Annotated in this window: 30 protein-coding genes; 9 read left to right on the top strand and 21 right to left on the bottom strand. The window is 67.9% G+C overall.

Annotated features, from left to right (window positions below; genetic code table 11):
• Positions 1-67: 67 nt before the first annotated feature.
• From ACIHA7_RS12970 to ACIHA7_RS12960, 3 genes are all read right to left on the bottom strand, one after another.
• Positions 68-2,101, bottom strand: coding sequence for a DHA2 family efflux MFS transporter permease subunit (locus ACIHA7_RS12970; RefSeq protein ID WP_397288858.1), 2,034 nt, complete (start codon positions 2,099-2,101; stop codon positions 68-70).
• A gap of 78 nt (positions 2,102-2,179) precedes the next feature.
• The gene (locus ACIHA7_RS12965) at positions 2,180-3,133 is read right to left on the bottom strand and encodes a sigma-70 family RNA polymerase sigma factor (RefSeq protein ID WP_397288856.1); all 954 of its coding nucleotides are present in this window, start codon (positions 3,131-3,133) and stop codon (positions 2,180-2,182) included.
• Between the two features lie 82 nt (positions 3,134-3,215).
• Positions 3,216-3,491, bottom strand: a complete 276-nt coding sequence (locus tag ACIHA7_RS12960; protein WP_397288854.1) for a hypothetical protein — start codon at positions 3,489-3,491, stop codon at positions 3,216-3,218.
• 100 nt (positions 3,492-3,591) lie between these two features.
• Here ACIHA7_RS12960 and ACIHA7_RS12955 point away from each other — a divergent pair, with 100 nt between their 5' ends.
• Complete coding sequence (locus ACIHA7_RS12955) at positions 3,592-4,227, top strand: TetR/AcrR family transcriptional regulator (RefSeq protein ID WP_397288852.1); 636 nt, start codon at positions 3,592-3,594, stop codon at positions 4,225-4,227.
• Here ACIHA7_RS12955 and ACIHA7_RS12950 read toward each other — a convergent pair.
• A complete protein-coding gene (locus ACIHA7_RS12950; protein WP_397290736.1) occupies positions 4,212-4,850 on the bottom strand; it encodes a TetR/AcrR family transcriptional regulator in 639 nt (212 codons plus the stop codon). The genes ACIHA7_RS12955 and ACIHA7_RS12950 overlap by 16 nt on opposite strands.
• Positions 4,851-5,052: 202 nt before the next feature.
• Here ACIHA7_RS12950 and ACIHA7_RS12945 point away from each other — a divergent pair, with 202 nt between their 5' ends.
• The 4 genes from ACIHA7_RS12945 to ACIHA7_RS12930 all read left to right on the top strand — a co-directional run bounded on the left by ACIHA7_RS12945 (position 5,053) and on the right by ACIHA7_RS12930 (position 8,512).
• Positions 5,053-6,459: a lipase family protein gene (locus ACIHA7_RS12945; RefSeq protein WP_397288850.1), complete on the top strand. Its 1,407-nt coding sequence runs from the start codon at positions 5,053-5,055 to the stop codon at positions 6,457-6,459.
• Between the two features lie 203 nt (positions 6,460-6,662).
• Positions 6,663-7,538 carry an oxidoreductase gene (locus tag ACIHA7_RS12940; RefSeq protein WP_397288848.1) on the top strand — a complete coding sequence of 292 codons (876 nt, stop codon included), beginning with the start codon at positions 6,663-6,665 and terminating at the stop codon, positions 7,536-7,538.
• 138 nt (positions 7,539-7,676) lie between these two features.
• Complete coding sequence (locus ACIHA7_RS12935) at positions 7,677-8,126, top strand: transcriptional regulator (protein WP_397288846.1); 450 nt, start codon at positions 7,677-7,679, stop codon at positions 8,124-8,126.
• A 47-nt stretch (positions 8,127-8,173) separates the two neighbouring features.
• Positions 8,174-8,512, top strand: coding sequence for a DUF3817 domain-containing protein (locus tag ACIHA7_RS12930; protein WP_397290734.1), 339 nt, complete (start codon positions 8,174-8,176; stop codon positions 8,510-8,512).
• A gap of 171 nt (positions 8,513-8,683) precedes the next feature.
• Here ACIHA7_RS12930 and rdgB read toward each other — a convergent pair whose 3' ends face one another.
• The 10 genes from rdgB to clpS all read right to left on the bottom strand — a co-directional run bounded on the left by rdgB (position 8,684) and on the right by clpS (position 15,671).
• Positions 8,684-9,295, bottom strand: a complete 612-nt coding sequence (gene rdgB, locus ACIHA7_RS12925) for an RdgB/HAM1 family non-canonical purine NTP pyrophosphatase (RefSeq protein ID WP_397288844.1) — start codon at positions 9,293-9,295, stop codon at positions 8,684-8,686.
• Positions 9,296-9,297: 2 nt separating this feature from the next.
• Entirely contained in the window at positions 9,298-10,068 is a 771-nt protein-coding gene (gene rph, locus ACIHA7_RS12920; protein ID WP_397288842.1) for a ribonuclease PH, read from the bottom strand.
• Between the two features lie 41 nt (positions 10,069-10,109).
• The gene (locus ACIHA7_RS12915) at positions 10,110-10,874 is read right to left on the bottom strand and encodes a cyclic nucleotide-degrading phosphodiesterase (protein WP_397288840.1); all 765 of its coding nucleotides are present in this window, start codon (positions 10,872-10,874) and stop codon (positions 10,110-10,112) included.
• Positions 10,875-10,943: 69 nt separating this feature from the next.
• Positions 10,944-11,678 carry a rhomboid family protein gene (locus ACIHA7_RS12910; protein WP_397288838.1) on the bottom strand — a complete coding sequence of 245 codons (735 nt, stop codon included), beginning with the start codon at positions 11,676-11,678 and terminating at the stop codon, positions 10,944-10,946.
• 93 nt (positions 11,679-11,771) lie between these two features.
• Positions 11,772-12,734, bottom strand: a complete 963-nt coding sequence (locus ACIHA7_RS12905) for a PLP-dependent cysteine synthase family protein (protein ID WP_397288836.1) — start codon at positions 12,732-12,734, stop codon at positions 11,772-11,774.
• Positions 12,735-12,739: 5 nt separating this feature from the next.
• Positions 12,740-13,012 (bottom strand): MoaD/ThiS family protein, encoded by a 273-nt coding sequence (locus ACIHA7_RS12900; RefSeq protein WP_397288834.1) that lies wholly within the window; start codon positions 13,010-13,012, stop codon positions 12,740-12,742.
• Positions 13,013-13,046: 34 nt separating this feature from the next.
• Positions 13,047-13,469 (bottom strand): Mov34/MPN/PAD-1 family protein, encoded by a 423-nt coding sequence (locus tag ACIHA7_RS12895; protein WP_387724302.1) that lies wholly within the window; start codon positions 13,467-13,469, stop codon positions 13,047-13,049.
• Between the two features lie 101 nt (positions 13,470-13,570).
• The gene (locus tag ACIHA7_RS12890; protein WP_397288831.1) at positions 13,571-14,632 is read right to left on the bottom strand and encodes a P1 family peptidase; all 1,062 of its coding nucleotides are present in this window, start codon (positions 14,630-14,632) and stop codon (positions 13,571-13,573) included.
• A 96-nt stretch (positions 14,633-14,728) separates the two neighbouring features.
• On the bottom strand, positions 14,729-15,298 hold the full coding sequence (locus ACIHA7_RS12885; protein WP_397288829.1) for a DUF2017 domain-containing protein: 570 nt from the start codon (positions 15,296-15,298) through the stop codon (positions 14,729-14,731).
• 22 nt (positions 15,299-15,320) lie between these two features.
• Complete coding sequence (gene clpS / locus ACIHA7_RS12880) at positions 15,321-15,671, bottom strand: ATP-dependent Clp protease adapter ClpS (protein WP_397288827.1); 351 nt, start codon at positions 15,669-15,671, stop codon at positions 15,321-15,323.
• 148 nt (positions 15,672-15,819) lie between these two features.
• Between clpS and ACIHA7_RS12875 the strand changes: the two genes are divergently transcribed.
• From ACIHA7_RS12875 to ACIHA7_RS12860, 4 genes are all read left to right on the top strand, one after another.
• Positions 15,820-17,166 (top strand): nicotinate phosphoribosyltransferase, encoded by a 1,347-nt coding sequence (locus ACIHA7_RS12875; protein WP_397288825.1) that lies wholly within the window; start codon positions 15,820-15,822, stop codon positions 17,164-17,166.
• 88 nt (positions 17,167-17,254) lie between these two features.
• A complete protein-coding gene (pncA, locus tag ACIHA7_RS12870; RefSeq protein ID WP_397288823.1) occupies positions 17,255-17,821 on the top strand; it encodes a pyrazinamidase PncA in 567 nt (188 codons plus the stop codon).
• 54 nt (positions 17,822-17,875) lie between these two features.
• On the top strand, positions 17,876-19,918 hold the full coding sequence (locus ACIHA7_RS12865; RefSeq protein WP_397288821.1) for an ATP-dependent DNA helicase: 2,043 nt from the start codon (positions 17,876-17,878) through the stop codon (positions 19,916-19,918).
• A 186-nt stretch (positions 19,919-20,104) separates the two neighbouring features.
• Positions 20,105-20,800, top strand: coding sequence for a methyltransferase domain-containing protein (locus ACIHA7_RS12860; RefSeq protein WP_397288819.1), 696 nt, complete (start codon positions 20,105-20,107; stop codon positions 20,798-20,800).
• Here the strand turns inward: ACIHA7_RS12860 and ACIHA7_RS12855 are convergent, their stop codons facing one another.
• The 7 genes from ACIHA7_RS12855 to ACIHA7_RS12825 form a co-directional block, all read right to left on the bottom strand.
• Positions 20,801-21,568, bottom strand: a complete 768-nt coding sequence (locus ACIHA7_RS12855; protein ID WP_397288817.1) for an ESX secretion-associated protein EspG — start codon at positions 21,566-21,568, stop codon at positions 20,801-20,803.
• Positions 21,565-22,884 carry a hypothetical protein gene (locus tag ACIHA7_RS12850; RefSeq protein ID WP_397288815.1) on the bottom strand — a complete coding sequence of 440 codons (1,320 nt, stop codon included), beginning with the start codon at positions 22,882-22,884 and terminating at the stop codon, positions 21,565-21,567. The genes ACIHA7_RS12855 and ACIHA7_RS12850 overlap by 4 nt, the downstream gene beginning before the upstream one ends.
• Positions 22,884-23,285, bottom strand: a complete 402-nt coding sequence (locus ACIHA7_RS12845) for a hypothetical protein (protein WP_397288813.1) — start codon at positions 23,283-23,285, stop codon at positions 22,884-22,886. Before ACIHA7_RS12845 ends, ACIHA7_RS12850 begins: the two co-directional genes overlap by 1 nt.
• A gap of 87 nt (positions 23,286-23,372) precedes the next feature.
• Positions 23,373-23,954, bottom strand: a complete 582-nt coding sequence (locus tag ACIHA7_RS12840) for a DUF3558 domain-containing protein (protein WP_397288811.1) — start codon at positions 23,952-23,954, stop codon at positions 23,373-23,375.
• 161 nt (positions 23,955-24,115) lie between these two features.
• Positions 24,116-24,511, bottom strand: a complete 396-nt coding sequence (locus tag ACIHA7_RS12835; protein ID WP_397288809.1) for a RidA family protein — start codon at positions 24,509-24,511, stop codon at positions 24,116-24,118.
• A 125-nt stretch (positions 24,512-24,636) separates the two neighbouring features.
• A complete protein-coding gene (locus ACIHA7_RS12830) occupies positions 24,637-25,176 on the bottom strand; it encodes a DoxX family protein (RefSeq protein ID WP_397288807.1) in 540 nt (179 codons plus the stop codon).
• 151 nt (positions 25,177-25,327) lie between these two features.
• The gene (locus ACIHA7_RS12825) at positions 25,328-26,653 is read right to left on the bottom strand and encodes an NCS2 family permease (protein ID WP_397290732.1); all 1,326 of its coding nucleotides are present in this window, start codon (positions 26,651-26,653) and stop codon (positions 25,328-25,330) included.
• Positions 26,654-26,693 lie beyond the last annotated feature (40 nt).

Genomic DNA, 26,693 nt, shown 5'->3' with positions numbered 1-26,693 from the left:
CGTCTACGAATATACGTGCACGAGTATTTGTGGTGCAAGGTGGTAGCGCGATCGAACGCGAAAGTTTTCAGGCGCGGGCGGGCTCGTGCTCGCCGGTCTCTTCCTCGAGCAGCTTGGCGGCGACGTTGTCCAGGGCCTGGTCGAAGAGCGCGCGATCGGCCGGATCGTCGTTGTTCCAGTCGTCGAGCGTGCTGTCGAGCCACCGGCGCCACGCCGCCTTCACCCGGTCCAGCTCGGCCTGGCCCTGGTCGGTCAGCCGCAGTTCCCGGCCGTCATCGATGAGGTACCCCTTCGCGGCCACCCGCCGATAGATCGGCTCGAGCACGTCATCGGGCAGCTTGTGCGCCCGCGCGACCGAGTCGATGGTGGCGCCGCCCTTGACGCGATCACGCAGGTAGACCTGGCCGAGCGCCCAGGCCTCGCCGCGGCTCAGCGTGCTACCCGCGTCCGCCAGGATGCGTGTCCCGATCGGCCCCTCGGCGTGCGACTTGCGCAGAGTTCCCGCGATGGCCCGCTCCAACTGCACCACCCGGTCCGCGGAGTCGGGCACCGAGAAGCCGCCGCCGACATCACCCGCACCGGTCCGGGCGCTGTCGCGCAGCGGCACTTCTTTGAGGAACCAGGCGACCACGAAGCCGACCAGCGCCACCGGAACCACCCAGAGGAAGACGTGGTCGATGGTCTTCGCGTAGGCGTCGATGATGGGCGCCGCCACGTCGTCGGGCACCGCCTGCAGCGACTGCGGATTCGCCGCGACCTCCGGCGGCACCACCTTCGCCTGCGCCAACCCCTCGCGCAGGTTCGGACCGATCTCGTTGCTGTACAGGGTGCCGAAAATCGCGGTGCCGAAGGTACTTCCGAGGGTGCGGAAGAAGGTGACGCCGGACGTCGCGGTGCCGAGTTGGGCGTAGGGCACGGTGTTCTGTACGACGATGGTGAGCACCTGCATGGTCAGGCCGATGCCGAGTCCGAGCACCATCATGTACAGCGATTCTTCCCAGAAGCCGGTGTCGCGGCCCATGGTCGACATCAGGTACAGGCCGAGCGCCATCACCAGCGTGCCGACGATCGGGAAGTACCGGTAGTGCCCGGTCTTGCCGACCACCTGACCGGACAGGATCGAGGTGACCAGCAGGCCGACCACCAGCGGCAACGAGCGCACGCCGGACATGGTCGCCGAAATCCCGTCCACGTACTGCAGATACGCGGGCAGGTAGGTGATCGAGCCGAGCATCGCGAAGCCGCAGATGAAGCTCAGGATCGAGCACACCGTGAACACCCTGCTGCGGAACAGTCCCATCGGCAGCATGGGCTCCTTCGCCCGCAGCTCGATCACCACGAACGCCGCGAACAGCACCACCGAGGCCGCGAACAGCCCGAGGATCATCGACGAGCCCCAGGGGTACTCCTGCCCACCCCATTCGAGTCCGAGGATGAGCGTCGACACCGCCACGGCGACAAGCCCGATGCCCGCGTAGTCGATGATCGGCTTGATGACCGCGCGCACCCGGGGAATGGTGCGAGCCGACATCACGATCATGATGATCGCGATCGGCACGTTGACGTAGAAGCACCAGCGCCAGCTCGCGTGGTCGGTGAACAAGCCGCCGAGCGTCGGCCCGATCACCGTGGTGACCCCGAAAACGGCACCGAGCGCGCCCTGGTACTTGCCGCGCTGCCGCAGCGGGATGGTGTCGGCGATGAGCGCCATCGCGGTGACCATCAGTCCGCCGCCGCCGAAGCCCTGGATGCCGCGGGCGATGATCAGCATCGTCATCCCGTTGGCCAGGCCGGCGATCATCGAACCGACGATGAAGATCAACGCGCTGAGCTGGAAGATCAGCTTGCGGCCGAACAGATCGCCGAGCTTGCCCGCCAGCGCGGTCGCCACCGCCTCGGCGAGCAGGTAGGCCGTGACCACCCAGGCCATGTGCCCCGCCTCGCCGAGGTCGGCGACGATCGTCGGCAGCGCGGTGGACACGATCGTCTGATCGAGCGCGGCGAGCAACATGCCCAGCACAATCGTGGCGAACACAATGTTGGTCTTCGCCCGGCTCATCGGCTCGGGGGCTTTCTCGGCGACAGCGACTGCACCGGTCATCGACTCAGTATGGTCTTGATCCGCCGTCCTGTCCGTCCAGCGACACGGCAGCGACTCGACGGACCGTGGCGGCCCGGCTCAGCCGAGCAGCCCCTCCAGCACCTTGGTCCGCGCCGGTTGCCGCAGCTTGGCCATGCCTTTGGCCTCGATCTGCCTGGCGCGTTCGCGCGACACCCCGTAGGTCTTACCGATCTCGTCGAGTGTCTTCGGCTCGGTACCGCGCAGACCGTAGCGCAGGGCGATCACTTCGGCTTCGCGCTCGCTCAGTGCGGCCATGACCTGATCGAGCTGGCCACGCACCGCCGCGGCCAGCGCCGCGTCGGACGGGTCCGGTGCGGTGTCGGCGATGAGCTGCCCCAGCTCGGCGGTGTCGTCCTCGCCGACGGGCGTGTGCAGCGAGATGGGTTCGCGCGCATGGTCGAGCACCTCGCGCACCTTCTCCGGTGTCATGTCGAGTTCGATGGCCAGTTCGTCCGGGCCGACGGCGCGGCCGAGCTGCTGGGTGAGCGCCCGGTGGGTGCGGACCACCCGGTTCAGCACCTCGACGACATGGACCGGAATGCGAATGGTGCGGCCCTGGTCGGCCAGCGCGCGGCCGATGCCCTGCTTGATCCACCAGGTGGCGTAGGTGGAGAACTTCAGCCCGCGGCGGTGATCGAACTTCTCCACCGCGCGCATCATGCCGACGGTGCCCTCCTGCACCAGGTCGAGCAGCGACAGGCCGGTGGGGGTCGGGTAGCGCTTGGCGATCGAGACGACCAGGCGCAGGTTGGCCTCGACCATGTGGTCCTTGGCGCGCTGACCGTCGGCGACGAGGCGGCGCAGCCGACGGCGTTCCGCAGGGTCGAGATCGGCCTCGTCGGCGAGCCGTTGACCGGCCAGCACCCCCGCCTCGATGCGTTGGGCGAGCTCGACCTCCTGGGTCGCGGTGAGCAGCGGGGTGCGTGCGATGAGCCGCAGGTAGTCGTTGACCGGGTCTTCGCTGACGGTGCCGGACACGCGAGCCGGGCGGGCGGTGCAGAGCTTGGTCACGGGGTGAGTCCTTCCGAAGGGAGCGAACCGGTCGTCGGCGCTGGGCTGCGCCGACGACCGGCAGGGGTCAGTGCTCGGCTGGTCAGCCGCGACCGGGGATGCGCAGCGGGCGCTGCGGGGCTGCCCGGTAGGCGGTCCGGTTGGGCGAGAGGACCTTTCGATCGAGCCGCCGGGCGCCGGGGAAAGCACTGGCGCGCTGCTTGTTTCGCTTGCCGGCGGCTCCGGTCGGTGCGAAGCGCTCGAGCACGGCGTCGATGGTGGTCTGTGCGTTGGTCTTGTCGGCCATGGTGGCTGGTCCCTTTCGGTCGGTGGTGGAGCTGGTGCGGGCCGGGGTTGCTTCGACAAGTCCGTGGTTCATCGAGGTGCTGCTCCTTCGTTCTGACAACGAACACAAACTTAGAACAGACCTAAAAATATGTCAAGCATAAATTTTGGTCGGTATCAGCTATGGTGGTGCCATGAGTACCGAGACGTTGGGCCTCCGGGACCGAAAAAAGCTGCAGACCAGGGAGAACATCTCCCATCACGCGACCATGCTCTTCCTCGAGCACGGCTTCGACAAGGTGACAATCGCCGACGTCGCGGCGGCCGCACAGGTCGCCAAGATGACCGTGACCAACTACTTCCCGCGCAAGGAGGACCTGGCCCTCGACCTGGCGGAGGTGTTCGTCGATCAGCTCGCGCGCACCGTTCGCGAGCGCCAACCCGGCGAGTCCGCGCTGACGGCGCTGCGCGACGCCTACCTGACAGCCGCGGCCGAACACGATCCGGTGGTCGGCTTCTCCGGACCGGAGTTCGCCAAGATGATCGACGACAGTCCCGCACTGACGGCGCGGCTGCGCGAATTCCACGACGAACGCGAGCGGGCCCTCGCCGCGACACTCGCCGCCGAAACCGGTGCGGCCGCAACGGATATCACGCCGCGGGTGGCGGCAGCCCAACTGGGCAGTGTGCACCGGGTGCTGTTCGACGAGACGATGCGCCGCACCCTCGACGGTCAGTCGAACGACGAAATCGCCGCGGCCCTCACCGAATACATCACCATCGCGTTCGACGCGCTGGCCCCGGCGCTGGCAACCTACGCCGTGCGCTGATCCGGAACCTCCAGCAGCGACAGCGCGATCGGCACCAGCAGCTCCACCAGCTCCCCCACCGAAGGGCGCGGGTCGGCCAGCACCCATTCGTGGGCCAGGCCGTTGATCGCGCCGATCAGCGCGCTTGCGCCCCAGGCACTTCCGCCGCGGATCCGCGCGCCGGGCGCCACCGTCGGCACCAATCTGGTGTCCAGCAGCCGCGCCCACGCGTGCCGCCGTTCGCGCCGGTGCCGCTCCATCCGGTCACTGACCCCGACCACCTCGATGAAGGCGACCTTGGCCCGATACGGGTCGGCGCCGATCGACCCCAGATAGGCCGAGACCATCGCGGTCATCGCCGCGGTCATGTCGAAGCGCGGATCGAGGTCGGTCAGCGCCGCGAGCAGCACCGCGGCCGCGTCGTCCTGGATGCGGTCGTAGGCGGCGACCAGCACGTCTTCCCTGGTCTGGAACTCCTCGTAGAACTGCCGCTTGGACAGTGCCGCGGCGGCGCAGACGTCGGCGAGCGAGCAGTTCGCGTAGCCGCGTTCGGCGAAGATCCGGGTCGCCGCGTCGAGGAAGCGTTCGCGGCGTTCGGCCTTGCGCTCCGAGACGGCGCGTCCGCCGTACTGCCTGCCAACCATGGTCACGCACCCACCGTATCCGAGGCGCGGCGCGACCCATGCGTACCTGCGCATTCGCTCCGGTCACCAGGGGTACGGACCCCTGGGCGAGGCACGTCTCGATACCCGATGTTTGTGATCCGCGTCATGGCGATGCATACTCGACCACAGTTTGAAACCAATTGGGCTCACATATGCGCCCGGGCAACAAAGAGGTTGATCTGTGGTTACACCGCGCAAGCACGCATCGAAGCTGCTCGCGGCCCTCGCCGTGGTGGCGGCCGGGCTGCCCTTCGCCCTCGCCGGGCAGGCCGTCGCGGAGCCCGATACGCCGCCGGTCCAGCCCGCGCTGCAATTCCCGATTCCGCCGATGCCGCCCGGCTTCGATCCGGCGTTCTACCGCCCGGCACCGCAGACCTACGCGGATCTCGCGCCGGGCCAGCTGATCGCGGCCCGCCAGGTGCACGTGGCGAACCTGTCGCTGATCCCGGTCAACGTCGACGCGTGGCAGCTGTCCTATCGGTCGACCAACACCCGCGGCGAGCCGATCGCCGCGGTGGCCACGGTGCTGAAGCCGCGCGGTCACGTCGCCGATCGGCCGCTGTTCTCCTATCAGATCGCCGAGGACTCCACCGGCAACTACTGCATGCCGTCCTATCAACTGCAGATGGGCTCGATCCCGGCCACCCTCACCGGCTCGGTGCTGGTGGCCGCGCAGTTCCTGGAGGTGCAGGCGGCGCTGGCGCAGGGGTGGGCGGTGGTCGTGCCCGATCATCAGGGACCCGATTCCGCCTATGCCGCAGGGCCGTTGGCGGGCCGGATCACTTTGGACGGCATCCGCGCCGCGACCAACTTCGACCCGATGGAGTTGTCCGGGAACGCGACCAGGGTCGGGTTGATGGGCTACTCCGGCGGCGCCATCGCCACCGGGCACGCCGCCGAGCTGAAGCGCAGTTACGCGCCGGAGCTGAATATCGTCGGCGTCGCCGAGGGCGGCATCCCCGCCGACCTGTCGGCCGCGCTGAAGATGGCCAACGGCAATCTCTCCGCCGGACTGATCTTCGCAGGCGCGCTCGGCGTCTCGCGGGAATACCCGGAGCTGCGAAACTTCCTCGACACCAACATGAACGGCCTCGGCAAGCTGATGATGGCGGCGAAGGAACAGCTCTGCGCGAGCTACCAGTCCATCTTCTTCCCGTTCGCCGACAACATCGGCATGCTCGCCAAGAATCCGTTCACCGACCCCACGGTCACCGCGGTGCTGGACAAGACCAAGATGGGCAAGGCGGTGCCGGACATGCCGATGTTCATGTTCCAGGCGAACCCGGACTGGCTGATTCCCGTCGGCCCGGTCAACGACCTCGTCGCCTATTACGCGCAGGATCCCGACGCCCGCGTCGAATACGTTCGCGACCACTTCAGCGAGCACCTGACGCTCGACCCGATCGGCGCGCCGCGCGCCCTGCTGTGGCTGCGCGACCGCTTCGTCGGCAAACCCGTCGCACCCGGGGTGACGACCACCGACGTCGGCTCGATGATGCTCGACCCGGCGACCTGGCAGGTGTGGCAGGAAACGGTCGGCACGACACTGGCGGCGGTGTTCCAGCAACCAATCGGCAGCGGACGCTGAGTGAACTTCGGGTGCGCGGGATGTGATCTGTGGCGAGGGGCGTGCGATCCACCGAAGGCACTGCTGTGATCTCTTGCGACTGTGATCTCTCGCGGCGGTTTTCCACCCGGCCGAGTGACAGGTATCACCTCCGTCTGAGACACTCGTCATCAAACCGGGGTGGACCCCTTCCCCGGAAACTTACTCCAGAGTAAGGTTGTTTCATGGCGTGGAAACCTACTGAAATCCCGGATCAGACCGGACGCACCTTCGTGATCACCGGCGCGAACGGCGGGTTGGGCGCCGTGACCACCGAGGTCCTCGCGGCCAAGGGCGCGACCGTCATCATGGCCTGCCGCAACGCGGCCAAGGCCGAGGCGGTCGCCGACGGCATCACCGGCGACGTCCGCGTCGCCGAGCTCGACCTGTCCGACCTGGCGTCGGTGCGCAAATTCGCCGACGAATCGGGCGAGATCGACGTGCTGATCAACAACGCGGGCCTGATGAACGTGCCGTTCTCGCGCACCAAGGACGGCTTCGAAACCCAATGGGGCGTCGACCACCTCGCCCACTTCGCGCTGACCGGTCTGCTGCTCGACCGCATCCGCGACCGGGTGGTGACGCTGGCCAGCATCGCACACAAGCAGACCCCCAAGCTGTGGATCGACGACCTCAACTACGAGAACCGTCGCTACCAGCGCAATCTCGCCTACGCACAGGCCAAACTGTCGAACCTGATGTTCGCCAGGGAACTCCAGCGCAGGCTCGCCGAGTCCGGCTCCAGCAAGCGGTCTTACGCAGTGCACCCCGGTGTCTCGGCCACCGACCTGTTCGCCAGGACCGAGACCCCGGTCGACCGGATCATCAAGCCGTTCGTCGCGCTCATCGGGCATCCGCCGAAGAAGGCCGCGCACTCGTCGCTGTTCGCCGCCACCATGCCCGACGCCGATCCCGAGGTCTACTGGGGTCCGCGCCGGTTCTTCCAGACCCAGGGGCCGGTGGAGGCGTCGCCGTCGAGCCGGCTGTCCAAGAACAAGGAACTCTGGAAGCGGCTCTGGGAAGAATCCGAGCGGCTGACCGGCGTCACCTACAAGTTCTGAGCCGAGCGACCCGCCTGCCCGCGCGGGGGCGGGTCGCTGCATGCCTCGCGGTCTGCTCCGCAGGCCGGGTAACGCGGCCGGATTCCGACCGCCGACCTGCTCCTACGGACCGCGTAGTAGACGGGTACCGTAGTAGCCGTGTCCGCTTCACCCCGCCGCTCGGCACACAATCGCCCGGCCCTCATCGCGCTGGTGATCGTCGCTGCCCTCGGCTGCTTGGCGCTGGCGTGGTGGCAGTGGCAGCGGTTCGAATCGTCCAGCGGCACCGGCCAGAATCTGGGGTATGCCCTGCAGTGGCCGTTGTTCGCGGGCTTCGCGGTGTTCGCCTACTTCCGGTTCGTCCGGCTCGAACGCGAGGCCGAGGAGAGCGAGCACCCCGGCGACCAGCCCGGGCCTCGCCCGAAAACCGTTGCGCCGCGCGAGATTCCGGCCGGACTACTGCCGGAGCGGCCGAAGGCGGTCCGCGACGACGACCCGGTGCTCGCCGAGTACAACAGGTATCTGGCCGCACTGCACGCCCAAGACATCGATGATCAGGTCCGCGAGGCGGGCCTGCGTGCCCGCGACACCGAGAGGAGCGCCGGTTGACCGCCAGCGAGAAATCCACCGAGAGCGCCGCGGCCACGGAGCGCACCATGGCACCGGCGCGCACCGGCGGCGCCGACCCGGCCAAGATCAAGTCCGCGCTGCTGCGCTACCGCACCCTGGCCTGGATCACCGGCCTCTGGCTGCTGCTGCTCACCGGCGAGATGATCGCCAAGTACGGCTTCGACGTGCACACCCCCAGCTGGATCGCCGTCGTGCACGGCTGGGTGTACTTCGCCTACCTGCTGGTCACCGCCGACCTCGCGGTCAAGGTGCGCTGGCCGGTCCTGCGCACCGTCGGCACCCTCCTCGCGGGCACCATCCCCCTGCTGTCCTTCTTCGTCGAGCACGTCAACGCGAAAAAGGTCAAGCAGGACTTCGGCATCTAGCCGACCTGCCCGCCGGGTAGCCGCGAACCCTTTCGTGAGCCGCACACGCTCTACCCGCGGTGTGCGACTTACAAAACGGTGTGCGGCTCAGCATTCGACAGGCCGGGGGCAACCGGCCGAATGGATCAGACGGCCCTGGTGCCCGGCGAGTGCCAGGCTTCGGCAAACGAGTCAGTCTTCGGCGAGCTCGGACAACGCGGGCAACAACTGGTTCAGCGCGCGGCCTCGATGCGAGACCGCGTCCTTCTCAGCCGGGGTCAGCTGGGCGGCGGAGGTGTCGCCACCCTCGGGGATGAACAGCGGGTCGTAGCCGAAGCCGCCGTCGCCCAGTGGTTTCCGGCCGACCGAGCCCGGCCACTCGCCGCGCACCACGATCTCCGCACCCGCAGGCACGACCAGCGCACAGGTGGACACGAACCGCGCACCGCGCCGCTCGTCGGGCACATCACCGAGTTGCGCGAGCAGCAGCGCGTTGTTGGCCGCGTCGTCGCCGTGCCGCCCGGCCCAGCGCGCCGAGAGCACACCGGGCATGCCGTTGAGCGCGTCCACCTCGATGCCGGAATCGTCTGCCACACAAGCCAATCCGGTGGCGGCGGCACCGTCACGCGCCTTGGCGAGCGCGTTCTCCTCGAAGGTCGCGCCGGTCTCCGGCGCCTCGTCGTAGGCGGGCACGTCGTCCAGCCCGACGATCTCGATGCCCGCGATCCCCGCCTCGGCGAGAATGCGCCGCAGCTCGTTCAGCTTCTTGGCATTGCGGCTGGCCACCAGTACCCGACGCGCCATGGCTACTTCTTCTTCGGCTCGGACGGCTCCGGCAGCACGCCGGGGTACGGCAGGGCCAGCGCCTCCTTCTGGATGGCGAAGATCTGCTCGCAGCCGACCAGCGCGGAGTCCAGCATCTTGTCCAGGGTGGAGCGCGGGAAGGTGGCGCCCTCGCCGGTGCCCTGGATCTCGACCAGGGTGCCGGTGTCGGTGGCGACCACGTTCATGTCGACCTCGGCGCGCGAATCCTCTTCGTAGGGCAGGTCGAGGCGCACCCGGCCGTCGACGACGCCGACGCTCACCGCGGCGATCGCGCAGGAGATGGGCTGCGGGTCGGCCAGCACGCCCTTGGCGGCCAGGTAGGTCACCGCGTCGACCAGCGCGACATAGGCGCCGGTGATGGCGGCGGTCCTGGTGCCGCCGTCGGCCTGCAGCACGTCGCAGTCGATCGCGATGGTGTTCTCGCCGATGGCGGCCAGGTCGATGCAGGCGCGCAGCGAACGGCCGATCAGCCTGCTGATCTCCTGGGTGCGGCCGCCGACCTTGCCCTTCACCGACTCGCGTCCGCTGCGGGTGTGCGTGGCCGCGGGCAGCATCGCGTACTCGGCGGTGACCCAGCCGAGGCCGGAGTCGCGGCGCCACGGTGGCACGCCCTCGGTGACGCTCGCGGTGCACATCACCCGCGTCTGACCGAACTCGACCAGCACCGAACCCGCTGGATGCGTGGTGAATCCACGGGTGATCCTTACCTCGCGGAGTTCGTCGTCCGCCCTGCCATCGGCTCGTCTAGACACGCGCAGAGCTTAACCGCCGCGCCTTCGTGCGGCTGAGGCGGTCAGAGATCGAACGTCTCACCCGGTGCGACGGCGTGCACGGGTCCGGAGAACTGCGCCTTGGCCTCGGCGATCACATCCTCGCGAGAGGTCCACGGCGGAATGTGGGTGAGCAGCAGTTCCTTGACACCCGCCTGGGCGGCGATCATGCCTGCCTCGGTACCCGAAAGATGAATGCCGGGTGGCCGATTCGCGGGATCGTGGGTCCACGACGCCTCTGCCATCAGAATGTCGGCACCCCTGGCGAGTTCGTTGACCGAGTCGCACATCGCGGTATCACCGGTATAGACGAAGGTGCGCCCCGCGGCCGTCACGATCCGCAGACCGTACGACTCCGGCGGATGGAACATCCGGCTCGCCGACACGGTATGGCCCGGCCCGAACTCGATCTCCTCGCCCGCGTTCCACGGTCGCAGGTCGATCACGTCGGACCAGTCGTCGCACTCGCCTCCGACCTCGGCCGAGGCGTTGCCGATGCGCAGCGCGCTGTCCGACGGGCCGCGCACGATGGCCCGGCCGACCGGCGGTGTCGGGTGGTAGCGCCGCCAGACCAGCAGACCGGGCAGGTCGAGGCAGTGATCGGCGTGCAGGTGGGTAAGGAAGATGTCGACTTCACCGGGATCGGCATACCGTTGCAACGCGCCGAGCACGCCGGGCCCGAAATCGATCACCACGGGCCGCATATCCGGCCCGGTCAGCAAATAGCCCGACGCTGGGGAGTCCGGGCCGGACACGCTGCCCGAGCACCCGAGGACGGTTAGGCGCATTCCCCCATGCTCCCACGACGAATTCTCCATCAAGAAACTATCCCCCACATTTCTCGACGAGCCGCTGAATCACCGTGGCGACGCAATGACTCCGGCCTGATTCCCGCGACGATTCCGGCGTGCATCACCAGAGAGTACCCAGCCGGCGAGCAGTCCACCCATCGCCCCGAAAAGGTGCCCCTGCCAAGAGATTCCAGCCTGTCCCGGCAATACACCCCACAGCAACGACCCGTAGAGCGCCAGCACAACGAGTCCGAGCACGATTTGCCCGACATTCCGGGCGAACCACCCGCGCGAGATCAGGAACGTCAACCAGCCGAACACCAGGGCCGACGCGCCGAGGTGCACGCTGCCGGTGGCACCGGTCAGCCAGGTGCCGAGGCCCGCGACGATCCAGATGATCGCGGTCGCCGCCAGCCCACGGCCGATGCCCGCGGCCAGCGCGAGAAAACCGAGCACCAGGACGGGGAGGGTGTTGCCGATCAAATGCGGCCAGCCGTAGTGCAGAACCGGGGCGAACAGAATGCCCCACAGCCCGTCGGCCTGCCGCGGATGGATGCCCGCGTTGTCGAGTCCGTTGTTATCGAGGGTGTCCACACCTTCGATGCCATACAGCAGCGCGACGAATCCCGCGATGAGTAAACCGGCGCGCAGCCACAATTGTCGGACGGCAGCGAAGTTGTTCGACCGCACCGGGGGCGTCGCCGTCCGCGGCGCCGTCGCGCCCGGCTTCCCGAGCTGCGCACGGATCGCCGCGATCCGATCGGGGTCGAATGACGAACCGATTCCCGAACCACCGGTCATCGCAGCCTCCTCGTCGAGCCGGAGCACGACGGTGCAGCTACCGACCGTCGTCCCGCTAGTGACGAGGGTACCGGCGCGACCGCCTGCGGGCAGTTACGCCCAGAGCTGCCCGTCGAGACGCTCCTCGGCCTCTTCCAAGGTGCCGTCGTACGCGCCGGTCGACAGGTACTTCCACCCGCCGTCGGCGACCACGAACGCGATATCGGCGCGCTTGCCCGCCTTCGCCACCTTGCGGGCCACGCCGAGCGCGGCGTGCAGGATGGCGCCGGTCGAGATACCGGCGAAGATGCCCTCCTCGCCGACCAGCTCGCGGGTGCGTTTCACCGCGTCGAACGGGCCCACCGAGAAGCGGGTGGTCAGCACCGACTCGTCGTAGAGCTCGGGGATGAAGCCCTCATCGATGTTGCGCAGCCCGTAGACCAGCTCGCCGTAGCGTGGTTCGGCCGCGACGATCTCGATGCCCGGCACCTTCTCGCGCAGGAAACGCCCGGTCCCCATCAGTGTTCCGGTGGTGCCGAGGCCCGCGACGAAATGCGTGATCTCCGGCAGGTCGGCCAGGATCTCCGGGCCGGTGGTCTCGTAATGCGCCAGCGCGTTCGCGGGGTTGCCGTACTGGTACAGCATCACCCAGTCCGGGTGCTCGGCGGCGATCTGCTTGGCCAGCGCGACGGCCTGATTGGAGCCGCCCGCGGCCGGGGAATCGATGATCTGCGCGCCGAACATGGTGAGCAGCTGACGCCGCTCCACCGAGGTGTTCTCCGGCATCACGCACACCAGCTGGTAGCCCTTGAGCTTGGCGGCCATGGCCAGCGAGATGCCGGTGTTGCCGCTGGTGGGTTCCAGAATGGTGCAGCCGGGCGTCAGCAGGCCGTCGGCCTCGGCCTGCTCGATCATCCGCAGCGCGGGCCGGTCCTTGATCGAGCCGGTCGGGTTGCGGTCTTCGAGCTTGGCCCACAGCCGGACGTGGTTGTCGCCGTCCCACTGCGGGGACAGGGTGCGCAGGCCGACCAGCGGGGTGTCGCCGAGGGTCGCGATCAGCGATTCATAACGCGCCACGGAGGTCAGCCTCCGGCGACGGCAGGCAGGATGGTCACGCTCGCGTCGGCGGGCACCTCGGCGTCGAGACCGCCGGAGAAACGCACGTCCTCGTCGTCGACGTAGATGTTGACGTAGCGGTTCAGCTTGCCGTCCTTGAGCAGCCGCTCGGCCAGGCCGGGGTGGTTGGCGTCGAGGTCATCGATCAGCGCGCTGAGCGTGGCGCCGTCGGCTTGTACGCGCTTCTCCCCGTTGGTGAGCGAACGCATGATCGTCGGGATGGACACGGTTACCGGCATGGGGACTCCTCGGTTGCACGAACAAGCATCGGTTTCAGTCGGTTTCGTACGCGTCGACGATCCGCACCGGTTCCTCGGTGACCTCGCCGTCGACGATCCGGTAGCTGCGCAGCTCGTGCTGCTCCGGGTCGCGGGTGGAGATCAGCACGTAGTGCGCGAACGGCTCGGACGCGTAGGACACATCGGTGCGGCTCGGGTACGCCTCGGTGGCGGTGTGCGAGTGGTAGATCACCACGGGCGTCTCGTCGGCGTCGTCCATCGCCCGCCAGACCTTCAGCTGCTCACCGGAGTCGAACCGGTAGAAGGTGGGTGAACGCTCCGCGTTGACCATGGCGACGAAGCGTTCCGGGCGATCGGAACCCTCCGGTCCGGCGATGATGCCGCACGCCTCGTCGGGATGATCGGCGCGCGCGTGCGCCACCATCGCCGCCACGAGGTCGGCCCTGATCACCAGCACTAGTCGAACCCTTTCGCAATGCCGACCTGTCGCAGTCGACAACGAGTGAGAATATTCGGCTATTCCCGGCGGTTCGTCGCCCGGTCCCGGATTCCCCGCGACTAGCGGGGAAATAGGGCGCTGTACGCGGGGACTTCGCCGACCGAATGCGCGGACAAGATCGCGTCGACGATCGCGCGCTCCACACAGAGGGCCGCGGCGGTACACAGGACGTCGACCAGGAACACGTCCGGCGGGAACGCGGGCGGCAGCGGGAAACTCTCCGGTGGCTGCCAGGTACCGGTAGCCAGCGCGAAGAAGGTGTCACCGTCGAACGGGGCGTGCGCGGGGCGGATCGCGCGGGCCAGCCCGTCGTGCGCGCTGGTCGCCAGGCGCTGGCAACCGGTCGGGTTCAGCGGCGCGTCGGTGGCCACCACGCCGATGGTCGTGTTGAGCCGCATGCCTTTCGCAGGCAACGTGTTGGCGTGGGCCAGCTGCTCGGCGGTCGGCGGTCGCAGGCCGAAATGATCGGGCCCGTCGGTGCCGACACCCCACGGCAGGCCGGTGCGCGGGTCGAAGGCCGAGCCCGCGGAGTTCGCCACGACCAGCGCGGAGACCGTGGCCCCGGCCGCCACGCCTTCACCGATCACCACACTCGCGGAACCGATACCGCCCTTGAGCGCACCGGCGCGCGCACCGACGCCGGCGCCGACCACGCCACGCTCGAAGTCGAGCGCCGCGGCGTCGGCGGCCCGGTAGCCGAACTCGGCGGTCGGCCGAATGTCCCACGCGCCCAACGGAAGGTCGTAGACCACCGCGGCGGGCACGATCGGCACCACCCGGCTCGGATCGGTCGCGTCCATCGGAACGCCCTCGCGGCGCTCTTCGAGCCAGCGCATCACCCCGTCGGCCGCGGCGAGACCGTACGCGCTGCCGCCGGTGAACAGCAGCGCGTTCACCTGGCGCACGGTGGTGGCCAGATCGAGCACGTCGGTCTCCCTGGTCCCCGGCCCGCCGCCGCGCACGTCGACCGCGGCGGTCGCGCCGCCGGGGGCGAAGACGACGGTGGATCCCGTCGCCGCGCCGGAGCCGAGCGTCGCGTCCGGGTCGAGTGCGTAGTGGTGCCCGACCAGCAGGCCGGATACGTCGGTGAGCGAATTACGTTGCCCCGCTTGCACCTGCACAGCTGCTCCTGACTCTCGGTCGCGGCGCGACTGCGCCCGCATACAGGTTCTGTTCTACCTGTCCGGTCCGGTTCGCGCGGGACCGTGCGGCGGGTCTCAGGGAGCCAAGGCTTGCAGCAGCGAGTCCTGCATCCAGGTGAGCCAGTGGTACACGTCCAGATGCGGCGCGCGGGGATCGTCCGGGCTCAGCTGGTCCGGGGTGTCGGCGTCGATACCGAGCACCGTGCCCAGCGCGAGGCGCACGTCGGTGAGGGCGGTCAGCCAGGCGTCGGCCTGTTCGGGCGTGAGCACGATCTTGCCGCCCGAGGTGGGCACGGTGTTCAGGATGACGCTGCCCGCCGCCAGCTTGGCGTCGATGATCTCCGGCTCGTGCAAGCCGCGCAGCGCGCTGTTGAGATCGGCGCGGTCCGCGTCGGGCGAACCGGGTTCACTGCGATGGAAGTCCGGCAGCAGTCGGCGCAGCCGGGGATCCTCCGGCGCGGCGGTGTTGCCGGTGCGCAGCCCGGTCAGCGCGGCGAGGTCGTCCTCGGGCGCGGCTTCGGCGCGCTCACTGAGCAGCCCGGAGACCGCACCGACCAGCGAGCGCAGCACATTGGCCTCGCGTGCGTCCATCTCGGATCGCAGTTTGAGACCGCTCAGCGAGTTCTTTCTGCTCCACTTCCGCACGGCGTCAGGGTAGTCGTCCTGATCAGTCGTCTCGCTGCATGGTCGCCCAGAGTCCGGCGGCGTGCAGCCGCTGGACGTCGTGTTCCATTTTGTCCCGCGAACCCGACGAGACGACCGCTTTGCCCTCGTTGTGCACGCAGAGCATCAGCTCGGTCGCCTTCGCTTTGCTGTAGCCGAAAAGCTTCTGGAAGATGTAGGCGACGTAGTGCATGAGGTTGACCGGGTCGTCCCAGACCACAGTGACCCACGGGCGATCTTCTGCCTCCAAGATCTCGGTGTATTCGACCGCCTCGGGGGTCGCCTGTGCCGCCGACAGTGTCGCGTCCACGGCGCTCAGCTCGACGCCGCCTCCGACTATGTTGCACAAGGCCATAACGTCAAGGGTACGACTCGACTCCGGATGAGCAACACCCCGATCGGACCTGATTCGAGCATTTCACAAGTCGCCGAGCCAGCGCCCACCTATCATGTATCGCACTCGCAAGCGCTCTATACCGAGCCGGTCTGTCTACAGTGGCTGCGTGGACATCCGCGACGGCGTCGGCAGCACCGCTCTGCTGACGGACCAGTACGAACTGACCATGCTGGCCGCCGCGCTGGCCGACGACACGGCGCACCGTCGCTGCACCTTCGAGGTGTTCGCGCGTCGCCTGCCGCACGGCCGCCGCTACGGCGTGGTCGCCGGTACCGGCCGGGTGCTCGACGCGCTGGAGCACTTCCGGTTCGGCGAGCGGGAGCTGGCCGTGATCGCGCCGTTCCTGCCGGTCAAGACGGTGGATTGGCTGCGTGACTACCGGTTCGGCGGCGACATCGACGGCTACGCCGAGGGCGAGTTGTACTTCCCCGGCTCCCCCATCCTTTCGGTGCGCGGCAGCTTCGCCGAGTGCGTCGTGCTGGAGACGCTGGTGCTGTCGATCCTCAATCACGACAGTGCGATCGCGTCCGCGGCCGCGCGAATGGTGAGCGCGGCGGGCGGGCGCCGGATGATCGAGATGGGGTCGCGGCGCACCCATGAACTCGCCGCGCCGGACAGCTCGCGCGCCGCCTATCTGGCCGGCTTCGACGCCACCTCGAACCTGGCGGCGGTGCATCGTTACGGCGTACCGGGGGCGGGCACCAGTGCGCACGCGTTCACCCTGCTGCACGCTGGGGCGGCAGGGGCCGGCGTGCAGGCGGGTGAGCACAGCACGGCCGAGAGCGAAGCCGCCGCGTTCCGCAGTCAGGTCGCGGCGCTCGGCATCGGCACCACGCTGCTGGTGGACACCTACGACATCACCCGCGGCGTGGCGACCGCGATCGAGGTAGCCGGGCCGGAACTGGGCGGGGTGCGAATCGACTCCGGCGATCTCGGCGTGCTGGCCAGGCAGGTCCGCGATCAGCTCGACGGACTCGGCGCGACCAAGACCCGGATCGTGGTGTCCGGCGATCTCGACGAGTACGCCATCGCCGCGTTGCGGGCGGAGCCGGTGGACGTGTACGGCGTCGGCACCTCGCTGGTGACCGGCTCCGGCGCGCCGACCGCGGGCATGGTCTACAAGCTGGTCGAGGTCGAGGGCGTGCCCGTCGCCAAGCGCAGCAGTCACAAGGAGTCGCGCGGCGGCACGAAGAAGGCGATCCGGCTGTCCAGGGAGACCGGCACGATCGTCGAGGAGATCGTCTACCCGGCGGCCGGGCCGATGCCCGAGGTCAACGGGTTCGAGGCGCGCGAGCTGCTGGTCCCGTTGGTGCGCGAGGGCAAGGTCGTCGACGAGCTGCCGACGCTGTCCGACAGCCGCGATCACGTGGCGAACGGGCTGATCAGCCTGCCGTGGGAGGGGCTGAAGCTGTCCGCGGGCGAGCCAGCCGTGCCGACGACCTTCGTGCGCTGAGCATCGCCTGCCGATCCGGCAGGGTCGGCAGTCTCGCGAAGCGGCACAATGCAATACGGGTACTCAGTTCACACCGCGGGAGGTCAGCATGACCCGAGCCCTGATCATCGTCGACGTGCAGAACGATTTCTGCGAGGGCGGGTCGCTCGCCGTCGCGGGCGGCGCCGCGGTCGCCGCGCGCATCAGTGACCTGCTCGCGGCCACCCGCTACCCCGCGGTGGTCGCGACCCGTGACCACCACATCGACCCCGGTGATCACTTCTCCGCGCAGCCCGACTACGTCGACTCGTGGCCGCCGCACTGCCGCGCGGGTACTCCTGGCGCGGATTTCCATCCGAATCTGAACACCGCGGCGGTCCAGCAGGTCTTCTCCAAGGGTGCGTACTCCGCCGCCTACTCCGGTTTCGAGGGCACCGCGGAGGACGGCACCTCCCTGGCCGATTGGCTGCGCGCGCACGGCGTCGAGTCGGTCGACATCGTCGGCATCGCCACCGACCATTGCGTCCGTGCCACCGCGCTGGACGCGCGGATCGAAGGCTTCGACACCCGCGTGCTGCTCGACCTGACGGCCGGCGTTTCCCGCGACACGACCGACGCCGCGCTCGGCCATATGCGTGCCGCGGGCGTGGACCTCGAAGGAAGCGTCTCCGGGTAACCGATCACCGCGACGGCCGCCTGCGCTGTCGGTCGCGGGCAGTAGGCTGCTCGCGTGCCCGAACTCCCCGCCGTACCCGATCTTTTGGCCACTGCCGTGCAGGCGCTCGGCGGGAAAGAGCGCGTCGGGCAGGTGACGATGGCGACCGCGGTGGATCACGCGATCGACACCAAGGAGCACCTGGCGGTGCAGGCCGGAACGGGTACCGGCAAGTCGCTGGCCTACCTGGTGCCCAGCCTGCGGCACGCGGTGCGCACCGGGCGCACGGTGGTCGTGTCGACCGCGACCATCGCGCTGCAGCGCCAGCTCGTCGATCGTGATCTGCCCCGGCTGTCCGAGGCGCTGAGCAAGCCGCTCGGGCGCGCGGCGAAGTTCGCGATTCTCAAGGGCCGCAACAACTATCTGTGCCTGAACAAGATCAACAGCGTGATCCCGGACGAGCCCGAGGCCGAGCTGTTCGACGCGTTCGCCATCTCCCGGCTCGGCCGCGAGGTGCAGCGGCTCAACGAGTGGGCCTCCGACACCGAGACCGGCGACCGGGACGAGCTGGTGCCCGGCGTGAGCGACCGCGCCTGGAAACAGGTGAGCGTCTCCTCGCGCGAATGCCTCGGCAAGTCACGCTGCCCCTTCGGGCAGGACTGCTTCGCCGAGCGCGCACGGGCGGAATCGGCGCAGGCCGACGTGGTGGTGACCAACCACGCACTGCTGGCCATCGACGCGATCAGCGGCATCCAGGTGCTCCCCGAACACGACGTGGTGGTCATCGACGAGGCCCATGAACTGGTCGACCGCGTCACCGGCGTTGCCACCGCCGAGCTGGCCTCGACGGCGATCAGCGCGGCCGCGCGGCGCTGCGCCAAGCTGATCGACGAGAAAGAGGTGGATCGCCTCGAGGGCGCCGCCGAGGCGTGGCACGACGTGCTCGACGAGTTGCCCGCCGCCCGCTGGGAACGGATACCCGACGGCGTCGCCCCGGTGCTCGCGCTGATCCGCGACGCCGCGTGGAACGCCCGCACCGCGCTGGCCCCGCAGGGCGGCACCACCCAGCAGTGCGACGTCGAGACCGCCGCCGCCCGCACCCAGGCGCTGGCCGCGATCGACGAGATCCACGACAGCGCGGTCCGCGCGCTCACCGCGTTCGACGAACCGGATCCGGCGAAACGGCACGACGTCATCTGGCTGTCCGCCGACGAGATGCGCGGCGTCACCCGGCGCTCGCTGCGGATGGCGCCGCTCTCGGTGGGCGGGTTGCTGCGCAGCAGGTTGTTCGGCACCGCCACCGTGGTACTCACCTCGGCGACGCTGCAGATCGGCGGCTCGTTCGACGGGCTCGCGATCACCTGGGGTCTGCCTGCGCAATCGTCGAGCCAGTCCGATCCCGGCCTCGCCAACGGTGCCGAGGCCCCGGCCGACGCGGACAAGGTGCGCTGGAGTTCGCTCGATGTGGGCTCGCCGTTCGACCATGCCAAGTCCGGCATCCTGTACGTCGCCAAGCACCTGCCCCCACCCGGCCGCGACGGCCTGGCGCCCGCCTACCTGGACGAGATCGAGCGGCTTATCGAGGCCGCGGGCGGGCGCACGCTCGGGCTGTTCTCCTCGATGCGCGCGGCCAAGGCGGCGACCGAGGCGTTGCGCCAGCGGCTGGACACGCCCGTGCTGTGCCAGGGCGACGACTCCACCGGCGCGCTGGTCCGCAAGTTCGCCGACGACCCGGAGACCTCGCTGTTCGGCACGCTGTCGCTGTGGCAGGGCGTCGACGTGCCAGGCCCGTCCCTGAGCCTGGTCATCCTGGATCGAATCCCCTTCCCGCGCCCCGACGATCCGCTGCTCACCGCGCGCCAGCGCGCGGTCGAATCGCGCGGCGGCAACGGGTTCATGGCGATCGCGGCCAACCACGCGGCGCTGCTGCTCGCCCAGGGCACCGGCAGGCTGCTGCGCAGCGTCGACGACCGCGGCGTGGTCGCGATCCTCGACTCCCGGCTGGCCACCGCCCGCTACGGCGGATACCTGCGCGCCTCGCTCCCGCCGTACTGGGAGACCGCCGACCCCGAGGTCGTGGTCAAGGCGCTGAAGCGACTCACCGAAAACGCGGTGTGATACCGCGCACATCGGCGCGCCGATACTCGCGCATATTTCCGAACAGAAGTAAATTAAGGGTGGTACTTCGGTGAACCCCAATTCCCACACCGAATGTATCGGCGGTCCCCGCGCCAAGCCCTGCACGCGGCGCGGGGACACCACAAATCCCGCTCGCGCGCGGTCCGCACATGAGACCGTTTCCAGATGAAGCACCCCACAGACAGCGATGTCCTAGGCGAATTTCTGGTCAGCGCAAGATCATTGGCCGAGTATCGCGCGATATTCATGCTCTCCGACGCCGATTTGCACGGCCGAATTCTCGACTGCCCCGGCGGCGCAGCGAGTTTCACGGCCGAGGCGAGCGCACTCGGCGCCCACGTCACCGCCGCCGATCCGGTCTACGCCCGCTCCGCCGACGAGCTACGGATGCTCGCGGTCGCCGAGACCGACCGCGGAAGCAGTTGGGCCACGGCGCATTCGGCCAGATACCGGTGGGACTGGTACGGCGGCCCGCAGCAGCACCGCGACATGCGGCACGCCGCCGCCCTGCTGTTCGGCGCCGATCAGACCGTCCACCCCGATCGGTACGTCGCCGCCGAGCTGCCGTCGCTGCCCTTCCCCGACAACAGCTTCGACCTGGTCCTCAGCTCGCACCTGCTGTTCACCTACGCCGATCGGCTCAACGCCGACTTCCACCTCACCGCCCTGCTCGAGCTGGCCAGGGTCGGCACCGGCGAGGTCCGCGCCTACCCGCTGGTCGACCACCTCGGTAACCAACTGGACGACCTGGTCGGGCACCTCCGAAAGGAACTCGAAGACAAAGGCATTCGAACCAGCCTGCGCGATACCGGCTACGAATTCCACCACGGAGCGCACACGCTGCTCGTCCTACACCCCTGACTACCAGCTGTGTGCCACCGCGCGGTAGGTGGTTTCAATGAGCCGGTGCAGCTGACGCTGGAGTTCCTCGGTCGGCCCCGGCGTCAGGGTGAACTCGTCGTCGCCGTGGTTGTGCAGCAGGTAGCGGCCGTCGGCGGGCAGGTAATCCATCCAGTGGAAACCCCGGCCGTCGGTGGTCGGCCTGCTGTCGAGCGCGCCGCCGGCGAACACGCCGACTTCGCCGAGCCCGGAGCGCGGGCGGCGGACGATGCGATTGAGTTGCTCGGTGTGCGAAAGGCGCGTGGGGTGCTTGGCGTACTCCACCCGGTGCACATCCGAGCGGCGCCCACTGATCGGCGGATATTTGCCGCCGACACAATTCGGGAACTGCGCTGCGATCTGACCCGGCAAAGCCTGCGGCGGACAGCGGCTGAGCAGAATATCGCGGCCGTATTCCTGCGTGGGGCCGGGCAATTGGACTGCGATGGTCGCGGCGCGCGCCGTCATTCCCGCGTGCACCCGCACCACCTGTTTGAAGTCGCGCCCGAAAAATCCGTGCACCTCGACCCGAACCTGCGGTTCCAGCAACACAGTCAAGGCATTGAACAAGTCGGGAGTCGCGAACCCCGACAGCTGCCGCGCGGCACTCTCGCGCAACCGCTGATAGTCCTCGTAGGCTTGCACACCGTCGACGGTGTAGCGCAACGGATAGGGCAGCCGGTCCCGGCCGAGCGCCTCCAGCGCCAGCTCGAACATCACACCGTCCAGGCGCCAGCGGGATTCACTCATCCGCCGATGACCCCGCCCGGCGGCAGCGCGGGCGGCTGCGTGCCGAGCAATTCCGAACCTCGGTCGTAGATCAGGTAATCCGGGGTTTTGTGCTCGCCGTCCTCGTCGCCTTTACCGCGTGCGCCGCCCGCACCCATCCCAGGCATGCCTGCCGCGCCCGCCTTGCCCGTCGACGCGGCGCGGGTAGCGGTCGACGCGGCCGTTGTGGTGGGCGTGGCCGCCTTGCCCGGCACGCTCTTTCCCGGGGACGGGGTCGAACTCGGAGTACCGGGAGTGCGCGAGGGGGCGCCGGGGAAGGTCGTCGACGGCGTGTTGGTCGGGGTCGACGGGGTGCGCGACTTCGTCGGATCGTCGGTGTTCGTCGGCGTCCCCGGGGTGGTCGAGGCCGGAGTTGTGCTGGTCGGCTTGTCCGAGGTCGGAAGCTGATTCGTGCTGGCCGGTTGAGTCGACTGCGGAGTGGTGGTGTCCGGCTGCTTCGTGTCGTCCGGGGATTTCGGGTCCGTCGCGTTCGGTGCGCCGGTCGGGTCGACGCTGGTCGGGTTGCCGGTCGGGTTCGAACTCGGATTGCTGATCGGGCCACCCGGGTTGTTCTTGTCCACCGTGGTGGTGGGTTCGGGGAGGATCGGGGTGATCTTGTCGACCTCGTTCACGCCCGGCCGGTAGTACTGGGTCATCACGAATCGCGCCTCACTCTCGGCTTCCTGCGCGCGATGGGTCGGACCCTTGATGACGTTCTGCAATGGCAATGCGTCGATGAGGCGATCACCGACCGTATAGCTATCCGGCTTGCCCACACTGGCTTTCGCCTGCGCCAGGTGCCCCTGGGTCAGGTCCAGACCGTGGCCGACCATCTGGAACGTGGCAGCCAGCTTCGCGAACGAGGCCGAGAACTCGCGCGTCGCATCGATCGCGCTCTGGCCCGACTTACCGTTCCAGTGCTCCGTAATGTCCTGCTCGACACCCTTTTTGAACTCTTCGACGGCGTTGCGCGCATCGGTGGACAGGTTCCGCCAGCCATCGGCCTTCGCGTTGATCTCGCCCTCCTGCACCCCTTCGAGTGCGTTGTAGATCTGCTGGTGCGACATCGTTTCGAACGGATCCTGCACCTTGATGGCCGGCGCGTCGAAGGCGCCGCTGCCGTACTCGGACAGCAAACCCGACCACTCGTTGTTGACGAAACCGCGGTCCTGATCCCACTTCGTCTTCTCGTCGGCGGCACGCTGCTGATCGTTCTGCTTGTTCTTGTCCGCCTCGCGTGAAGAGCCGGTGAAATGTCCCGTGCCGATCGCGACGATCCAGTCGTTGAACGAAGCCATCACGCACCACCCGGATTCAGGGCGGCGAGCTTGTCCGCGGCGGACTGGTCGGATTCCTGGAGTTTGCCGATGGCGAGTTCGTAGGTTTCCTTCATGAGGGTGACGACATCGATGCTCTGCTTGAGCCGGTTTACCGCGGAGTCGTTTCCATTGTCGGCCTTCTGAGCGAACTTGCCCTGCAACGCCTGCGCCGAGCCCAAGGAACCGAAACCGGACAGAAACGCGAGCCTCGTTGCATTGGTCACCATGACATCGAGTTGGTCCCGCATCCGCCCAGCGTGGGCCGCCAAGCGAGTGCCGATTTCGGGGTCCAACCGGAGCTCGCCGCCTTCGGCCTGTTTCTTCAAAGCCTGCCAGCGCGTCAGCATCCCCTGCATCTCGCTCTGTTCGGTCTCCGACATCGTCCCTCCTCTACGTCAAACTTCTGCACTCCAGCCGCATCGTCCGAAAACTCTGTCGTCGACCGGTCAGTGCGGTAACTCAGTCGGCTACTTCGGCAGGTACGGCTCGAGCTGGGATGCGTGGCGTACTGCGAGGTCGCACGGCGGCGCCTGCGGAAGCGAGGCGCGCTGGCTGTAGCGCCAGCCGACACTCACGACGAACATGCCATCAGCTGCAGGAAGGCTTACATAGCATCCGAGCTTGTCTTCGTCGTTCTTGTCTTGGTAGATGAGGCCGGATCGCGGGCCAACCTGTGTGTCGCGAAACCCTGTGACGGTGTCATTCTTTCGGGCGTCGTCCAGAGTGTGCGTACTCGAACCAACGGTCACCGAATAGGGCCCTTCAGTCGAGCTCCACGTACACATTCGCCACGTCACCGGGCCTGCAGGCGCATCGGTTACGACACTTTTCGAGCCGGGATCGACCTTTGTCGCACGCAATGCGTCATCGGACAACTCCGTACACGGGTTGTACTGCACCGTGGGCTCCCCATTGGTCGGCTTCCCACTGACCTCCGTCGTAGGCGTCCCATCCTTCGTCGGCGAGCACCCCGCGATCAACCCGACCACCGCCACCCCGGCAAGCACCGTCCGCACCGCGACCTTCGGCGACACAATGGCGGTTCGCATATCTCTCCTGACTTCGGCCCGGGACACCCCGACACAGGATAAGACGCACACGATCTCCCCCTGGTTCCCCTTCAAACTAGAGCAATCCAATTGGATCGTTCCAGTCCGGCCGCCGAATCCCACGCCGTCCCCGCCCCGCGGAACTCGGCGGTCGACCCCGGTCAACCCCGCACAGCTACCGCGTCCACCTCGAACAGCATCCCCGGCAGCGCGAGCGCGGCAACACCGGCCAACGTCTGCACCGGCGGACGCTCACCCCAGATCTCCGCGATCTTCTGCCCGATCACCGCAAGCTTGTCGAGATCGTGGTCGACAATGAACGTGCGCAGTTGCGCGACATCCGCGAAGTCCAATCCCACTGAGCGCAAAGCGATCCCGAGGTTGGCAAACGCATTGTCGACCTGCACCCCGAAATCCGCACTGGTGGTATGCCCCTCCACATCCGAGTCGTACTGCCCCGCGATGAGCACCAGCTCCCCACTGACCCGCGCCACATGGCTGTACCCGAACCCCGTCGGATCGTGCAGCTCCGCCGGGTTGCTGATCTCGATAGCCATCACCGTCTCCTCATTCTCGATCTTCCGAACAAGGAGACGACGAAGCAGCATCGCGGACTGTGACATGAAACGGCGCGGTGACCCGAGGGGTCACCGCGCCGCGGTCGAGAGGTGTGGTCAGTAGATCAGATGACCCACTTCAGGATGAGGGTGATCACCGCGGCGATCACGGCGAGCACGATCGCCGCCGCGCCGACCGCGAATCCCCGTTGCGCCCAGGGACGGCCGTGATCCAGCGAGAACTTGCCGGGTCCGGTGAAGGCGAATCCCGCAGCGACGACGGCGAAGAGCAACGGCATCTCGTAGGTGTTCTCACCGAACAGGCCCAGGCTCCACAGCGCGTTGATCGCGTTGATCATGGTGCCGAGCACGATTGCGGCGGCCAGTGGTGTCAGCAGGCCGAGGGCGAGGAGCAGACCGCCACCGAGCTCGCACAGGCCCGCCAGGTTGCCGAACACCTTGCCCGGGTTGTAGCCCATGCTGTCGAAGCCTGCGGCGTTGGCCTCGCTACCGGGGCCTTTGAACCAGCCGAACAGCTTCTGGGCACCGTGCACGGCCATGAGCCCGCCGAACGCGACGCGGATGATCAGGAGTCCGATGTCGGCGGCGACGCCGTCCAGTTCGGTGTTGGTGGTAGCTCTCTCGAGCACGGATTTCGTGGTCATGTTGGTCCTCGTCCCTGCAAGTCAGATTCCAAACAGCTGGTCAAGATAGCTTCGGCATTGAAGCGGACTGCGGTCCGATTCTCGCACGGGCCATCTCAACTTCCAAGACCCTGGTCTTATTCCTGACTACGTTTTCCGTCCCCGGTTCGGTTCACTCCGTGAGGAAGAAGAAGTACCCGAGGAATACGACCAGCAGCGCCCACATCGCCGGGTGAACGTCTTTGATCCGGCCCTTGGCGACCATGACAATCGGGTAGAACAGCATTCCCATGGCCAGGCCATTCGCGATCGAGTACGTCAGCGGCATCATCACGATCGTGATGAATGCGGGTACCGAGTATTCAAGCCGATTCCAGTCGATCTCGCCGAGTGCACGAGACATCAACACACCGACCACGATCAACGCAGGGGCGGTGACCTCGCCGGATCCCGCGACGACGGCGAAAATCGGGTAGCAGAACATGGCGATCAGGAACCACCCCGCGGTGGTCACGGCGGTCAACCCGGTGCGCCCGCCCGCGGACACGCCCGCGGTGGATTCGACGTAGGCGGTGGTGGTGGAGGTGCCGATGACCGCACCCGCCATGGTGCCGACGGAATCGGCGGCCAGCGCGCTCGCGGCCCGCGGCAGTTTGCCGTCCTTGTCGAGCAGGCCCGCCTGGTTGGCGACGCCGATCAGGGTGCCGGAGGCGTCGAAGAAGTCCACGAACAGCATGGTGAGGACGACGACGGCCATCTGGCCGGTGAACGCGTCGGGCAGGTGGATGATCGCCTGACCGAAGGTCTGGTCCAGCCCCTTCGGCGCCGCGACGACACCGTTGGGCAGATCGACCAGCCCACTGACGATGCCGACCCCCGCGGTGAGCACGATCCCGTACAGCACCGCGCCGTGCCAGCCGATGACGAGGAAGACCACGGTGACCACGAGCCCGAACAGCGCGAGCAGCGTGGTGCCCTTGGTGAAGTCGCCCAGGGTGACGAGGGTGGCTTCGCTGTTCACCACGATGCCCGCGTTCTTCAAGCCGAGGAACGCCACGAACAACCCGATGCCGGCGCCGACGGCCAGCTTCATCTGCATGGGAATCGCATTGAGGATGCGCTCGCGCACCTTGGTGACGGCGAGCAGGAAGAAGATGATGCCGGAGAGCAGGGTTCCGGACAGCGCCACCTCCCACGGAATGCCCATGCCGAGCACCACCGAGTAGGCGAAGAACGCGTTGAGCCCCATGCCGGGTGCGAGCGCGATCGGATACTTGGCCCACAGCCCCATGACGAGCGTGCCGAACACCGCGGCGACGGCGGTCGCGGTGAACACCGCCTGCATGGGGATGCCTTTGTCGCCGAGCGCACCCTCGTCGCCGAGGATCGACGGGTTCACGGCGAGCACGTAGGACATGGCCAGGAACGTGACCGTGCCCGCCATGAGTTCGCGTTTCATAGTCGAGCCGGTCGCGCTGATGCCGAAGAACGCGTCGATGCGACCTCGGGGCTCGGTCGGTACGGCGGTGGCCATGGGC

Source organism: Nocardia sp. NPDC052316, assembly GCF_044547795.1.
GTDB lineage: Bacteria > Actinomycetota > Actinomycetes > Mycobacteriales > Mycobacteriaceae > Nocardia.
Note: the sequence above shows the minus strand (reverse complement) of the source record. Positions and strands in the feature narration are given on the sequence as shown.